The sequence below is a fragment of the Roseomonas sp. E05 genome, from assembly GCF_030063475.1.
GTDB lineage: Bacteria > Pseudomonadota > Alphaproteobacteria > Acetobacterales > Acetobacteraceae > Pseudoroseomonas.
Map to the genome: position 1 here is coordinate 33575 of NZ_JASIRT010000008.1, position 13747 is coordinate 47321.

12 protein-coding genes and 1 pseudogene are annotated in these 13747 nt (G+C 70.3%); 3 read left to right on the top strand and 10 right to left on the bottom strand.

The window, feature by feature from the left end:
• Positions 1 to 149: 149 nt before the first annotated feature.
• From QMO56_RS10530 to QMO56_RS10555, 6 genes are all read right to left on the bottom strand, one after another.
• Positions 150 to 1532 (bottom strand): aspartate aminotransferase family protein, encoded by a 1383-nt coding sequence (locus QMO56_RS10530; RefSeq protein ID WP_283525535.1) that lies wholly within the window; start codon positions 1530 to 1532, stop codon positions 150 to 152.
• Between the two features lie 109 nt (positions 1533 to 1641).
• Complete coding sequence (locus tag QMO56_RS10535; protein WP_283525537.1) at positions 1642 to 3219, bottom strand: ABC transporter substrate-binding protein; 1578 nt, start codon at positions 3217 to 3219, stop codon at positions 1642 to 1644.
• 49 nt (positions 3220 to 3268) lie between these two features.
• Positions 3269 to 4036, bottom strand: coding sequence for an SDR family NAD(P)-dependent oxidoreductase (locus QMO56_RS10540; RefSeq protein WP_283525539.1), 768 nt, complete (start codon positions 4034 to 4036; stop codon positions 3269 to 3271).
• A 67-nt stretch (positions 4037 to 4103) separates the two neighbouring features.
• The gene (locus tag QMO56_RS10545; RefSeq protein ID WP_283525541.1) at positions 4104 to 4937 is read right to left on the bottom strand and encodes a polysaccharide deacetylase; all 834 of its coding nucleotides are present in this window, start codon (positions 4935 to 4937) and stop codon (positions 4104 to 4106) included.
• Between the two features lie 71 nt (positions 4938 to 5008).
• Entirely contained in the window at positions 5009 to 6613 is a 1605-nt protein-coding gene (locus QMO56_RS10550; RefSeq protein WP_283525542.1) for an ABC transporter substrate-binding protein, read from the bottom strand.
• A gap of 106 nt (positions 6614 to 6719) precedes the next feature.
• Positions 6720 to 7481, bottom strand: a complete 762-nt coding sequence (locus tag QMO56_RS10555) for an SDR family NAD(P)-dependent oxidoreductase (protein ID WP_283525544.1) — start codon at positions 7479 to 7481, stop codon at positions 6720 to 6722.
• 115 nt (positions 7482 to 7596) lie between these two features.
• On the opposite strand from QMO56_RS10555, the gene QMO56_RS10560 reads away from it, so the two are divergent.
• The 3 genes from QMO56_RS10560 to QMO56_RS10570 all read left to right on the top strand — a co-directional run bounded on the left by QMO56_RS10560 (position 7597) and on the right by QMO56_RS10570 (position 10551).
• Positions 7597 to 8394, top strand: coding sequence for an IclR family transcriptional regulator (locus QMO56_RS10560; RefSeq protein ID WP_283525546.1), 798 nt, complete (start codon positions 7597 to 7599; stop codon positions 8392 to 8394).
• 203 nt (positions 8395 to 8597) lie between these two features.
• Entirely contained in the window at positions 8598 to 9572 is a 975-nt protein-coding gene (locus QMO56_RS10565; RefSeq protein ID WP_283525548.1) for a tripartite tricarboxylate transporter substrate binding protein, read from the top strand.
• A gap of 7 nt (positions 9573 to 9579) precedes the next feature.
• Positions 9580 to 10551, top strand: a complete 972-nt coding sequence (locus QMO56_RS10570; protein ID WP_283525550.1) for a hydroxyacid dehydrogenase — start codon at positions 9580 to 9582, stop codon at positions 10549 to 10551.
• Between the two features lie 256 nt (positions 10552 to 10807).
• Here the strand turns inward: QMO56_RS10570 and QMO56_RS10575 are convergent, their stop codons facing one another.
• The 4 genes and pseudogenes from QMO56_RS10575 to QMO56_RS10590 form a co-directional block, all read right to left on the bottom strand.
• Positions 10808 to 11686, bottom strand: a complete 879-nt coding sequence (locus QMO56_RS10575; protein ID WP_283525551.1) for an amidohydrolase family protein — start codon at positions 11684 to 11686, stop codon at positions 10808 to 10810.
• 4 nt (positions 11687 to 11690) lie between these two features.
• Positions 11691 to 12341, bottom strand: coding sequence for a tripartite tricarboxylate transporter substrate binding protein (locus QMO56_RS10580; RefSeq protein ID WP_283525552.1), 651 nt, complete (start codon positions 12339 to 12341; stop codon positions 11691 to 11693).
• Positions 12298 to 12669, bottom strand: a pseudogene (locus tag QMO56_RS10585) (Bug family tripartite tricarboxylate transporter substrate binding protein); the annotation flags it as partial. The pseudogene QMO56_RS10585 and the gene QMO56_RS10580, both read right to left, overlap by 44 nt.
• Complete coding sequence (locus QMO56_RS10590; protein ID WP_283525554.1) at positions 12666 to 13742, bottom strand: amidohydrolase; 1077 nt, start codon at positions 13740 to 13742, stop codon at positions 12666 to 12668. The gene QMO56_RS10590 and the pseudogene QMO56_RS10585, both read right to left, overlap by 4 nt.
• Positions 13743 to 13747: the final 5 nt, after the last annotated feature.

Here is a 13747-nt window from a genome sequence, read left to right on the forward strand (position 1 = left end):
CCTCCCGGCGTGACCTCCTGGCGCGGCCTGTGAAGGCCGCGCTCCGCCTGCCCTCCGTGACGGCCGGCACTGTGTGGTGCCCGCCCCACCGGCACCGCCAGGCCGGTGGCCTCTGGCCGGGCGGGCCCGGCCAGCGAGGCGGCGAGGCCTCAGCCCATGACGGCCGCCAGTGACTGGCCGATGGTGTCCGTGATGCGGTCGATATCGGCCTCGGTCGCGATCAGGGCGGGGCTCAGGGTGAGGGTGTTGTTCAGCCCGGGGAGCGAGCGGTTGGTGGCGCCGATGATGACGCCAAGCTCCATGCATTTCGCGACCACCGCCTGGACCTTGGCCTCCGCCAGGGGCTCCCTGGTCTTGCGATCAGCCACCAGCTCCGCGCCGTAGAACAGGCCGCAGCCGCGGACATCGCCGATCACGGCATGGCGCTCCATCAGACCGAGGAGGTTGTCGCGCAGCCGGAGGCCCATTGCCCGGGTGTTCTCCAGCAGGTTCTCCTCCTCGATGATGCGGATGTTCTCCAGGGCGGCGGCGGGGCCGGCAAGGCAGCCGCCAAAGGTCGAGATGTCGCGGAAGTGGCTCATCGGATCGGCGGGATCGTTCTTGAACAGGTCGAAGATCGCCTCGGTCGTCACGGTGCAGGAGATCGCCGCGTAGCCGGAGGCGACCCCCTTGGCCATGGTCACGAAGTCCGGCCGGACGCCGTACTGCTGGTAGCCGAACCAGGTGCCTGTCCGGCCGAGGCCGCAGACGACCTCGTCGATATGCAGCAGCACGGCATACTTCGAGCAGATCTCCTGTACTCGCTGCCAGTAGCCGGCGGGGGGCGTGATGACGCCGCCGCCGGCGGTGATCGGCTCCAGGCAGAGAGCGCCCACCGTGTCCGGCCCCTCGCGCAGGATCACCGCCTCGATCGCATCCGCGGCGGCGCGGCCGTAGTCCTCCGCGTCCGGATACTGGCTGCGGTATTCCAGGCAGTGCGGCACTTCGACGAAGCCGTCGGGGAAGGGCCCGTAATCCGCGTTGCGCTGCGGCTGGCCGCAGGCGGCGAGGGCGCCGAAGGTGGTGCCGTGGTAGTCGCGCTCGCGGAACAGGATCTTCCACTTGCGGCCGCCGTGATGGCGCGCGGCGATCTGCCGCACCATCTTGAAGGCCTTCTCGTTCGCCTCCGAGCCGGAGTTCGAATAGTAGACGCGGGACAGGCCCGGCATCTTCTCGATCAGCTTCTGCGCGAAGCGGGCGCCGGGCTCGCTGCCCTTGGCGCCGGCGAAGTAGTTCAGCTTCACCAGCTGGTCCCGCACCGCATCGGCGATGCTGGCGCGGCCATAGCCGATATTGACGGTCCAGACGCCGCCGGAGGTGGCGTCCAGATACTCCTTCCCCGTCGCATCCCAGATGCGCATGCCCTTGCCCTCGACCATCAGCTGCGGGTCGACGGTCTCGTAGGCCTTGTGCTGGGAGAGATGGTGCCAGACATGCGCGCGGTCGGCTTCGATCAGCGCGGCGATGTCGTTGGTCTTGGGTGCATAATTCATGATAAGGCCTTTGCTGGCTTGCCGGGGCGGGTCGCCGCGGCCGGAGCGGGTGCTTCGGGGAGGCGCGCTTCGCCGGGCCTTGGAGAAGCGCGCCGGAGTTCCTGCCCTTTCAGGTCTTCCGCACGTTCCAGAACACCGGGAAGCCGCGCAGCACCCCTTCGAGATTGCTGCGATAGGCCGCCGCCTGCAGGAACTGTCCGGCCGGGATGTAGGGAATGTCCTGGAAGGCCCGTGCCTGCAGGCGCCGCGCGATCTGCTGCTGCGCTTCCAGCCCCGGCGCGGCGAACCATTCGGCGATCAGCGCTTCCACCGCCGGCAGCTCCGGCCAGCCCGCCATCGCATTGGTGCCGTTGCCGCGCAGGGGTGCGCTCAGCGCCGGATTGGCCATGTCGATGCCGGTCAGCGCCGTCATGTAGCAGCTCCAGCCACCCTTCTCCGTCGGTTCCTTGCTGGAGCGCCGCGCTGTCAGCGTGCCCCAGTCGGAAAGCTGGTAGTCGAGGTTCATGCCGCAGCGGCGCAACATGTCCGCCGCCACCTCGCTGAGCCCGTGGATGAAGGTCGGGTCCGTCGCGCCCAGCAGCACGACCCTCTCACCCTTGTAGCCGGCCGCCGCGAGATCCCGCTTCACCTTGTCGAAGTCGCGCGGGCCCTCGAAGATGGCCATGCCGGCGTCGTTCGCCATCGGTGTGCCCGGCGTGAAGAAGCCGACCGGCGCGTTCCACATCGCGCGGTCCTCGCCGGCCACGGCCATCATGTAGTCGGCCTGGTCGAAGGCCCCGAGAACGGCGCGGCGGATCGCCGGGTTGTCGAAGGGCGGATGCAGGTGGTTCAGGCGCATCAGGCACATCATGCCGGCCTGCTCCTGCACGGCGACCTTGACGTTCCGCGCCCGCTTCAGCAGCGGCAGCATGTCGTTGGCGGCGAATTCCAGCCAGTCCTGCTCGCCGGCCTGCAGCGCGGCGACGGCGGTGGAGGGATCGGGGATGACGGTCCACTCGACGCGGTCCACATGCACCACCTTGGGCCCCGCCGTGCCGGAGGGCGTGCCGGAGGCGCGCGGCACGTAATCCTTGAAGCGCTCATAGGCCACGCGGGCGCCGGAGACCCGCTCGCCCGGCAGGAAGCGGAACGGCCCGGAGCCGACCATCTCCGTCACCTGCGTGTAGGGGTCGGTCATCGCCAGCCGCTCGGGCATCATCACCGGCAGCAGCGGCGGCAACTTGCCGAGCGCGTCCGGCAGCAGCGGGAAGGGGCGCTTCAGGCGGAACTGGATCACCTTGTCATCCGGCGCCGACAGCTCGTCGGTGGCCGCCATCAGGGCTTGGCCGAAGGGGTCCCGCTGGCCCCAGCGGCGGATGCTGGCCACGCAGTCCCGCGCCAGCACCCGCTCCCCGTCATGCCATTTGAGGCCATCGCGCAGGGTCAGGCGCCAGAGGCGGCCGTCCTGCTCCGTGACATGCCCCTCGACCATCTGCGGCGAGGCGCGGAAATCGTTGTCCTGGCCGTAGAGCATGTCGAAGACCATGTAGCCATGGTTCCGGGTCGCGTAGGCCAGGCCGAAGATCGGGTCGAGAATGCTGAGGTCGGTCTGCGGGATGAAGCGCAGCACCTTGTCCTGCTGCGCGAGGCCGAGGGAAGGCGTGGCCAGCGCGGCGGCGCTGGTGGCCAGGAATGTGCGGCGCTTCATGCGATCTGCCTTTCGGGCGCTCGAAGGGTGATGGGGGGCGGATGCGGCCTCAGGCCGCCGGGGCGGCGGGCGCCGCGCGGGCGGTCAGCCAGCCGCCATCGACGACCAGCACCTGTCCGGTCACGAAGGAGGCGTCCTCCGAGGCCAGGAAGGCAACGACCGAGGCGATCTCCTCCGGCCTGCCGGACCGCCGCAGCGGCGTCGGCGCCAGCATGTTGTCGCGGTAGTGCGGGTTCTTCAGGTGATTGACCGTCATCGGCGTCTCGATGACGCCCGGCGCCACGGCGTTGACCAGGATGCCCTCCGGCCCGAGGTCGCAGGCGAGCTGGCGGGTGAGCTGCGCCACGCCCGCCTTGGCCACGGCATAGGCCGCCGTGCCGGGATAGCCGACCAGCCCGAAGATCGAGGAGACGTTGACGATGCGGCCGCCGGGCCGGGCGAGATGCGGCAGACAGTCCCGCGTCACCCGCAGCACCGCCTTCAGGTTGGTGTCCACGAAGCGGTCGATCAGGTCGTCATCGGATTCTGCGAGCGCCTTGCTGCCGCCGATGCCGGCATTGTTGACCAGGATGTCGAGGCGGCCGAAGGCCTCGACCGCCATGGCCGCCAGCCGCGCGCCGGCGTCCTTCGCCGTAATGTCGAGCGCCAGCGCGCGGCCGCCGATCTCGCGCGCCACCGCCTCCACCTCGGCGGAGCGGTCGGATACGAGGACCTTCGCCCCCTCCTCCGCCAGACGGCGTGCCGTCGCGGCACCGATGCCGCCGGCGGCGCCCGTGACGACGGCGACGCGCCCGGACAGGCGGGGTTTCTGGATCATCGCGAAATGCCTGTGCTGAAGCGGGCGCCTGACGAGCCGGGCACCCTGTTGAAAAGGAGGGCCAGGATCAGCGCGCCTGCCGGGCGCGGAATTCCTGCTGCACCTGATCGAGGGTGAGGAACTCGGCGCCCATGCCGGCCAGGCCGTCGATCAGCTTTTCCATCATCAGCATGCGGTGTCCGCGGCCGCTGACATAGGGGTGGAAGGTGTAGACCATCATGCCCCACTCCGTGGTGCGGCGCATGTACTCGAAGTCCGCCAGCCAGTTCTCCAGCACGCCGTTCGCGTTCGCGAGCCCCGGCATCACGCCCGCCTTGGTGCGGAAGAACTCGAAATGCGGATGATCGTCGAGCGACCAGCTGATCGGGATCTCGACCAGGTCCGTCGTCTCGCCGAAGGCCAGCGGCGCGTCCACGGCCACGGTGTCGCCGCGCCTGGCGAAATAAGGCTCGCAGTCATGCCCCATCATGCTGCTGTCATAGCGGCAGCCATGCTGGAGCATCAGGCTGATGCTGTGGTCGCTGAGGTCCCAGGCCGGGGAGCGGTAGCCAGCCGGCCCCGCGCCGGTCAGGCGGCGGATCGATTCCACCGCGCGCCCGAACTCCTCCGCCTCGCGCTCGGGCGGCAGCTCGGCCGGCGGGACATGGCTCCACCCGTGATGGCCGATCTCGTGCCCGGCCTCCACCACGCGCGCGCAAATGGCGGGGTAGGTTTCGATCACGACGCCGGGGACGTACCAGCTCGCCTTGATGCCCCGGCTCGCCAGCAGGTCGAGGATGCGTTGCGCGCCGATGACGCCGAACTCGCCGCGCGAGATCGGCGTCGGCGTCGTCAGGCCGCGCGCGGCAAATCCCGACCAGGTATCGAAATCATAGGAGAGGCAGGCGATATGGCGGGGCAAGGGAAAGATCCTCATTCTCGACGGTGAAGCCTGCCGCCGCGCCTTCCGGGCGCGGCGGCGCAGATCCGGCGCTAGGCGCCGCCGCGGCGGATGTTCCACAGCACGGGGAACCCGAAGTCGATCACACCCTGCAGCGTGCTGCGCCACACGGCGGGGCTGGAGAACTGGCCGGTGAGCGGGAAGTTCACGTTCGCCAGGGCGCGGCGGTTGATCTCGGCGGCGAGCTGGCGCCGCCGCGCGAGGTTCGATTCCGGCTCGGCCTCGAATTCCGCCAGCAGCGGCTTCAAGGGCTCGTCGCAATAGAGCCACGGCGCCGCGCCCGTGCAGTTGTAGCTGATGCCGACATTGGTCAGCGGGTCGGCCATGTCGAAGCCGGTATAGACCACGGGCACCGCGCTCCACCCGCCCCGCTCCACCGGCTCGCGGCTCAGCCAGCGCTGTGCGGCGGTGGCCCAGTCCATCACCTGCTGGTCCACGTTCAGGCCCAGCTTCCGCATGCGGTCCACCACGACCATGGCCATCGGGTTGATCAGCGTGGAGCTTTGCGGGTGCAGGAAGACCACCCGCTCGTTTTCGTAGCCCGATTCCCTCAGCATGGCGCGTGCGCGCTCCAGGCTGGGCTCGCGCAGCGCCTCGCCGCCGGCTTCGGAGGCCAGCGGGGTCCCGCACATCATCATGGACTGGCAGTGCGGCTGGAACATGCCCTCCGGAAGACCGTGCGCGGCCACGATCTCGCTCTGGTCGAGCGCCATCTGCAGGGCCTGGCGCACGCGAAGATTGTTGAAGGGCGGCTGGGCATGGTTCAGCGCAATGCCGCCCATCAGCTGTGCGATGCCGTTCGGCTTGGCCAGCGTCACGCCACGGTCGCGGAGCAGCATGGGGAGGTAGTCCAGCGGCGCGTATTCGAGATAGTCAACCTCGCCGGCCTGCAGCGCCGCCACGCGCATCGAGGGATCGTCGATGCTGACGATCTCGGCGCGCTCGATGAAGACGCGCTTGCCGCCGGCCAGCCCGTCAGCCGGCTCCTCGCGCGGGCGGTAGCGTGGGTTGCGGCGGAAGGTGGCGCGCTCCCCCGGCACCCATTCGTCCTGCAAGAAGATGAAGGGGCCTGAGCCGACGATCTCCTTCACGGGCTCCGTCGGCGGCGTCGCCGCGATGCGCGCCGGCATCATGAAGGGGACATGCACGCTCGGCTTGCCGAGGGCGCTGATGACCCCGCCGAAGGGCCGGGCCAATTCCAGGACGAAGCGCGTGCCGGACTCGGCGCGCAGTGTCTTCATGGCCGCCATCAGCCGGCGGCCGGTGGAATCGCGCGCGCCCCAGCGCTTCAGCGAGGCCACGCAATCCTCCGCCGTGACCGGCTGGCCATCATGCCACTCCAGGCCGGGGCGCAGGGTGAAGGCATAGGCCAGCCGGTCCTCGCTGACCGTCCAGCCCTCCAGCATCTGCGGCCGCATCACGCCCTGGCCATCCATCGACACCAGCGTGTCGAAGACCATGTAGGCGAAATTGCGCGTGACGAAGGAGGTGCCGGCGATCGGGTCCAGGACCTGCAGCCCGGCATTGACCACGAGCCGCAAGGGCCGTTCCGCCGTCTGCGCCCGGGAGATGCCGGCCCCCATGGCCAGCAGGGGCGTGGCCAGGACCGCACGCCGCGGCCAACCGCTTCTTTGCATCGCTTTCATCCTCACCCGAAGGGACCGGCCGTGCTTCCCTTGCGCCCTCTTGTCGTCTGTCTTGGCGGCCGGCTGGAAGGCAGCCGCACCACGGATCGGCCACCCGTCAGGCGAGGCGGCCGCCATCGACCGGCAGCGAGACGCCGGTCAGGAAGGTCGCCTGCGCGCTCAGCAGAAACAGCGCGGCATCGGCAACCTCCTCCGGCCTGCCGAAGCGCCGCAGCGGGTAGCGCGCCTGGAACTGCGCCACGCGGGCGGCCCGCTCCGCGGCGTCGCCGGCGGCATCGAAGGTCGCGGCCAGCATGGGCGTCTCGATCGAGCCGGGGCAGAGGCAGTTCACGCGAATTCCCTCCGGCCCATGCGCCAGGGCGAGGCTGCGGCTGAGCATGACGACTGCCCCCTTGGTGGCGGAGTAGGTCTGCAGCTGCGCCGAGCCGGTCAGTCCGGCGGCCGAGGCCAGCGTCACGATCGCTCCGCCGCCCTGCTGCCGCATCTGCGGCAGGAAGGCCTTCACGGCGAGCCAGGTGCCTTTGACGTTGACGGCGAAGGCCCTGTCCCAGTCCTCCTCGGCCGCATCGACGGCGGGCTGGGTGGGGCCCAGGATGCCGGCCGCCGTCACCAGCAGGCTGACAGGCCCCAGCCGCTGCATGGCTTCGCGGGCGGCATGCTCCATCTCCGCCGCCCGCGCGACATCCCCGGCCACGGCGATGGCGCCGGGGCAAAGCGGCAGGAGGCTGTCGAGCGCCGCCGCATCCCGGTCCACGAGCAGCAGCCTGGCGCCTTCGGCGGCCAGCGCGATGGCGATGGCACGGCCAAGCCCCGATCCGGCCCCTGTCACCGCGCCGATGCGCCCTTCAAAACGTTGCATAGAGCATTCCCTTGCAGCGGCCTGCCCTGGCGTCTCTTGCTGGATTCCCAGTTTTACCGTATCGCTAACCGATACGATCGAATTATTCTATGACGTTAAAGAAAGGGTTTGTTCCATGTCAACGGCCCAGGCACGGGAGCCCGCTTCCCCCGAGAGCAACCCCCTGTTCCTGCAATCCGTGGCGCGGACCCTGCGGGTGCTGGAGGCGTTCACACAGCTGCCCCGCCCGCTCTCCATCGCCGAGCTTTCGGCTGCTGCCGGCCTCGACAAGAGCGCCGGCCAGCGCATCGTCCATACGCTGCAGGCGCTTGGCTATCTGGAGCGGTCGAGCGCCGGCCTGGTGCCCGGCAAGAAGGTGCTGTACCGGGCCTTTGACTATCTCCGCATGAATGCCCTGGTGGAAAGCGCCACGCCCGTCCTGCACGAGCTGCGCAAGTCGGTGAAGGAGCGGGTGGATCTCAGCCTGCTCGACAGCACGAACATCGTCTATGCGGTGCGCCTGCAGAGCAAGCGGGAGAACTTCCCGGCCACGCTGGTCGGCCGTCGCATTCCTACCTTCTGCTCCTCCGGCGGCCGCGCCATGCTGGCCGCGCTGCCGGAGGAGGAAGCCATGCAGATCCTGCAGCAATCCGACCGCCGGCCGCTGACGCCCAAGACGATCACCGAGATCCCCGCGCTCGTCGACAAGATCAGGGAGGCGCGGCGCGACGGCTATGCGCTGGCGCTGGAGGAATCGGCGCTGGGCGAGATCGTTCTCGCCGCCGCGGTGCTGGACATCCATGGCCGGCCGGTCGCGGCGATCCATGCTGCCGGATCGCTGTCCGAGTGGAAGGAGGAGACCTTCCGCCGCCGGATCAGTCCGCTGGTGATGGAGGCGGCACGCGCCCTCTCCCACACCTACAAGCATGGTTGACATTGCCGTTGGCGCTTCCGGCCACTCGGGCGGAATCGGGCGATGTGGAAGGTGAGGGGCGGCGCACCTTCCATCTGCATCCGAGACTACCTGAACCCGGGAAGCCGGAAGGTTCGCCCGAAGTGCATCCGGTGTCCCCTCGTGGGGTTACCGGCTCTCGCCACCGCCGGTATGAACAAGCCCGGCCGGAGGAAACAGAGAAAATGATCAGCCGACGCAACCTGAGCGCCGCCGCCCTGGCGGCGCTGCTGCCCACGCCACTGGCCCGGGCACAGGAGAACTGGCCCGCGGCAAGGGCCATCGAGATGGTCGTGCCCTATCCGCCGGCCGGCGGCATCGACCTGATGGCCCGGCTGGTCGCCAAGTACCTGCCGGCCTATCTGGACAAGGCGCAGTTCGTCGTCACCAACCGGCCCGGCGCCGGCGGCCAGACCGGCAACGAGTTCATCTTCACCGCCCGTCCCGACGGCTTCACCCTGGGCGCGATCGCCAGCCTTTCCCTCAGCTCCATCCCGCTGGAGCGGCCGGTGCGCTGGAAGCTGGAGGACTTCACCTACATCGCCAACCTCGTGGACGACCCCGGCGCCTTCTGGGTCCGCGCGGACTCCCCGATCAAGGACATGGCCGACCTGCGCCGCCGCGCCGCGGCGGAGGCCGAGGCGGTCTCCTTCGGCACCGCCGCCGGCATCGGCTCGGACGACCACCAGCTGCTGCTGGCCTTCGAGGAGGCGGCCGGCGTGAAGGCGCTGCACTCCCCCTACAACGGCACCGCGCTCGCCATCCGCGACCTGCTGAGCAGCCAGATCGACGTGGCGGTCTACAATGCCAGCGAAGGGCTCAGCCTGCTGCAGGAGGGGCGGACCCGCTGCCTGGGCCAGGCGGGGCCCGCGCGCTGGAAGGCCATGGCTGATGTGCCGACCTTCCGCGAGCAGGGCATCGACGTCGTCGGCGGCTCGATGCGCGGCTTCGTCGCGCCGCCCGGCGTGCCGGAGGCCATCACGGGGAAGCTGGTGGAGGCGATGCGCCGCATGGCCGCCGATCCCGCCTTCCTCGCCGAGGCCGAGAAGGTGAACCTGCCGCTGCGCCCGATCTTCGGCGGCGACTACCGCCAGACGGTGCTGCGCGAGCAGGAGGTGGTGAAGGGCCTCTTCGCCCGCCGCCCCTGGGGCCAGGGCTGAGCGCGCCATGCCCGAGATCCTCGTCGTCAGCCCCATCCACCAGGACGGGCTGGCCCGGCTGCGGGCCGAGCCCGGATTCACCCTGATCCCACCTTCCGAGGTCTCGCCGGCCAGCCTGCCCGGCCTGCTCGCCCGCGCGGAGGGGATCATCGTGCGCGGCACGCGGGTGGACGATGCGCTGCTCGATCAGGCGCCGCGGCTGCGCTTCGTCTGCCGCCACGGCGTCGGCTATGACAGCGTGGACGTGCCCGCCCTGAGCGCGCGCGGCATCACCCTGGCCATCACCCCCGAGGCGAACGCCGCCTCGGTGGCCGAGCACGCGCTGATGCTGATGCTCGCCCTGTCACGACAGGTCGTGCATTGCAACGCCGGGGTGCGGCGGGGCGACTGGGTGGTGCCCTCCTCCTCGCCGACCCAGGATCTTGCCGGCGCGACGGTGCTGCTGCTGGGCTTCGGCCGCATCGGCACGCGCGTGGCGCGGCTCTGTGCGGCTTTCGGCATGCGGGTGCTGGTGCATGATCCCTTCATCCCCGCCAACACCATCCGCGGCCTGGGCTACGAGCCGGCGCCGGACCTGCCGGCCGCGCTGGCGCAGGCGGCGATCGTCAGCCTGCACTGCCCCTCCAACGCGGCGACGCGCGGCATGGTCAACGCGGCTTTCCTGGCGGCCATGCGGCCGGGGGCGCTGCTGGTGAACACGGCGCGGGGCACCCTGGTGGATGAGGCGGCGCTGGAAGCGGCCCTGCGCTCCGGCCATCTGGCGGGCGCCGGGCTGGACGTGGTGGCCGTCGAGCCGATGACCGCCGCCATCCCCCTGCTCTCGCTCGACACGGTGGTCGTCACGCCACATGTCGCGGCCAGCACGGCGCAGGGGCTGCGCCGCATGGCGCTGGCCTCGGCCGAGAATACCGTCCAGTTCTTCGCCGGCACGCTGGCGCCCGACTGCATCGTCAACCCGGAGGCCGCGGGCACGGCATGACGGGTGCTGCTGCAAGCAGCCGCCCAGGATCGATGTGGGGGTGAGAGGCGTTGATGTCGCGCAGGCGCGGCGGAGCGGTGGGCGGTGACCGCCGCCGGCAGCTTCGTCAGGCTTGCAGCCATCCGCCTATGGATCAGCTTCCTCCCCGCTTCCTAGAGTATTTTCCGCTCGCCCTGGCTTGCGGAAAACGCTCTGGCCGTTTGTTGTGGCGAGCATCTTCACCTGTTCCGATGATGCCATCGGAACGGGATCTGCTCTAGCAGCACGGGTCGAAGCCATAGAGGGCAGCCGGATTGTCCACGAGCACGCGGCGGCGATCGCGAGGTTCGGGAACCCAGTCCGCCAGCAGGTCGAGCAGGGTGGCGTCGTCGGGTTTGCGATCCGGCGACTGGGTCGGGTGAGGCCAGTCACTTCCCCAGAGCATCCGCTCCGGCGCGGCGCGAGCCAGAGCCGCGGCCACGGTGCCCGAGTCGCTGTAGGCCGGCGCGCCAGCCAGGCTGCGGATATAGGCGCCCGACAGCTTCACCCAGGTATGCCCCGCATCGAGGAGCCTGCGAATGGCCGGGAAGCCTGGGCCGCATGTGCCGGCGGGCTGCGGCAGCTGGCCCATGTGGTCCAGCACCAGGGGACAGGGCAGGATGCGCAGCACCGGTTCGGCCGCCAACAGCATCGCCTCGGAGGCGTTCACCTGGCAGTGCCATCCGAGCGATGCCACGCGCCGGGCCAGCGGCGACAGGTGCTCCATCCTGAGCATGCCCGGCATGGTCAGGTTGAAGCGGATGCCGCGCACACCGGCATCGTCCATGGCCTGCAGCGCCGAATCCGAAATGTCTGGTTCTACCACTGCCACCATGCGGAAGCGGTTGCGTCCCAGCGCCTCCAGGGCCTGCAGATGCAGGCTGTTGTCCGTGCCATAGGCGGAGGGTTGCACCAGGACGCCGCGCGAGAGGCCCAGGCGGCCTTGCAGCAGCCGGTAGTGCTCCACCGAGGCGTCCGGATGATGCGGGGTGCCGGCGGCCGAGGGCCACCGGCGATCATAGACATGGAAGTGGCAATCCGTTGCCCCGGCGGGCACCTCCAGGCGGGGGGCGGCCGTGCCGGCGGACCACGGCACGGGGGAGGGGGTACCGCGCACGCGCTCAGTCCAGCGTTGCGCCGGAGCCGCGCACCAGTTCCTGCCACATGGGCCGCTCGCGCGCCGCACGCGCCGCGGCCTCCTGCGGGGTGGTGCCCAGCGCACGGGTGCCGGTCTGCGCGAAGCGCTTCTGCAGGGCCGGGTCCGCCGCGGCCGCGCGCATCGCCTGCGACAGGCCTTCGACCACAGGCGCGGGCGTACCGGCCGGCACGGTGATGGCGCCCCAGGAGGTGACGACGAAATCCGGCACGCCCGCCTCGGCCATGGTCGGCACCTCCGGCAGGTCGGGCCACCGCTCGGCCGAGGTCACGGCGAGCGCCCGCAGCTTGCCGCCGCGCAGGTTGGCCAGCGCGGTGGGCAGGTTGTCCACCACGAACTGGATGTCGCCGCGCAGCATGCCGGTCAGCGCCTCCGAGCCGCCGCGGAAGGGCACGTGCAGGCCCTGGATGCCGGTCCGCCGGCACAGCATTTCGCCGGAGAGATGCACCGTGGTGCCGATGCCGGAGCTGCCGAAAGTGACACCCTGCGGCTGCTTCTTGGCCCAGGCGATGAATTTCCTCCAGCGTCTGGGCCGGGACGTGATCGGCAGGGACCACCACCACCAGCGGCGCCTCCCAGCCCAGTGAGACCGGCACCAGGTCCTTCTCCGGGTCATAGGGCAGGTCGCGGTAGAGGAACCGGTTGATCGCCAGGCTGTTCACCGCCGAGGCGCCGAGCGTGGTGCCATCGGGATCGGCATGGGCGACGGCCGCCGTGCCGATGGTGCCGCCGCCGCCGGGGCGGTTCTCCACCACCACGGGCTGCCCGAGCCGGGCGCCCAGCCCGTCGGCGATCAGCCGCGCCGCGATGTCCACCGCGCCGCCCGGCGGGTAGGGCACGACGAGTTTCAGCGGCCGGTCCGGCCAGGATGCTGCGGAGGCCAGTCCGGGAGCGGCGAGCAGCGCGGCGGTGCCGGCGTGGAGAAGGGTACGGCGCGCGATCATGCGGAGAGCTCCTGCGATGCTGCCCGGGGCAGGCCGAGATGCTGCGGCAGGCGGTAGGTGCGGATGGCGGTGCCGGCGAAGAGGGCGGCCTTCTCGTCGGCCGAGGCGGCGGCGGCAATGCGCTTGAAGGCGTTCCAGCAGACGCCGTAGCTGAACATGCCCTTGTCCACGGAGAAGTTGCTCTCGAACATGCAGCGCTGCGCGCCGAAGATCTCGATGCAGCGCTCGACATAGGGTGCCCAGGCGGTCGCGAGCTCCGCCGAGCCCGGCGGCGTGCCGGCCTCGTGGAACCGGAAGCCGCTCAACGCCATGCCGAGGCCGCCGAGCTTGACGCGAAGGTTCGGCAAGGCCGCCAGCCGCCGCATTGATGCCAGCCAGGTGCCGAAGACCTCTTCTCGCTGCCCGGCGAAGGGGCCGATGCCGATCGGACCGCCGAGATGGTCGAGGATGATGGTGAGGTCCGGCAGGGCGCGCGCCAGCGCCTCCACTTCCGGGAGCTGCGTATGATAGGCCCAGATGTCGAGCGTCAGTCCGCAGCGCGCCAGCATGGCCGCGCCACGCAGGAAGGCCGGATCGTTCAGCAGGCCCTCGCGCGGCTTGATAGGGTTTGTTTGGACGCGGGGATCGGGGTGGAAGGCGGTGTTGTTGCGGATGCCGCGGAAGCGCTCCGGCGCGGCGCGCAGATGCGCCTCCAGCACCGGCGCCACCTGCTCCCCCAGCGTCAGGTCGGCGAAGCCGACGATTCCCTGGCAGGCCCGCAAAGGCCCGTAGAGCCCGCTGGCGCTCTGCGCCGCGACGCCGTTGACGAACTCCGTCTCGCCGACCGGGCGCATTTCCTCCGCTCCCTCCGCGCGGAACATCGACCGGCAGGTGATGAAGACTGTGGCGCGGATGTCGTGACCGCTGCGGGTGTCGCGCAGCAGGTCGTCGAAGAGGTAGCGGTCGCCGGTGCGGTCCCAGAGATGGTGATGCGGGTCCACCACGGGCAGCTCGGGCTCCAGCGGCGGCTCGGTCACGAGCGCCAGCCAGTCCTCGCGCACCGGGATGTGCGGGCTGTGGGGAGCGGATGGCATGGCCA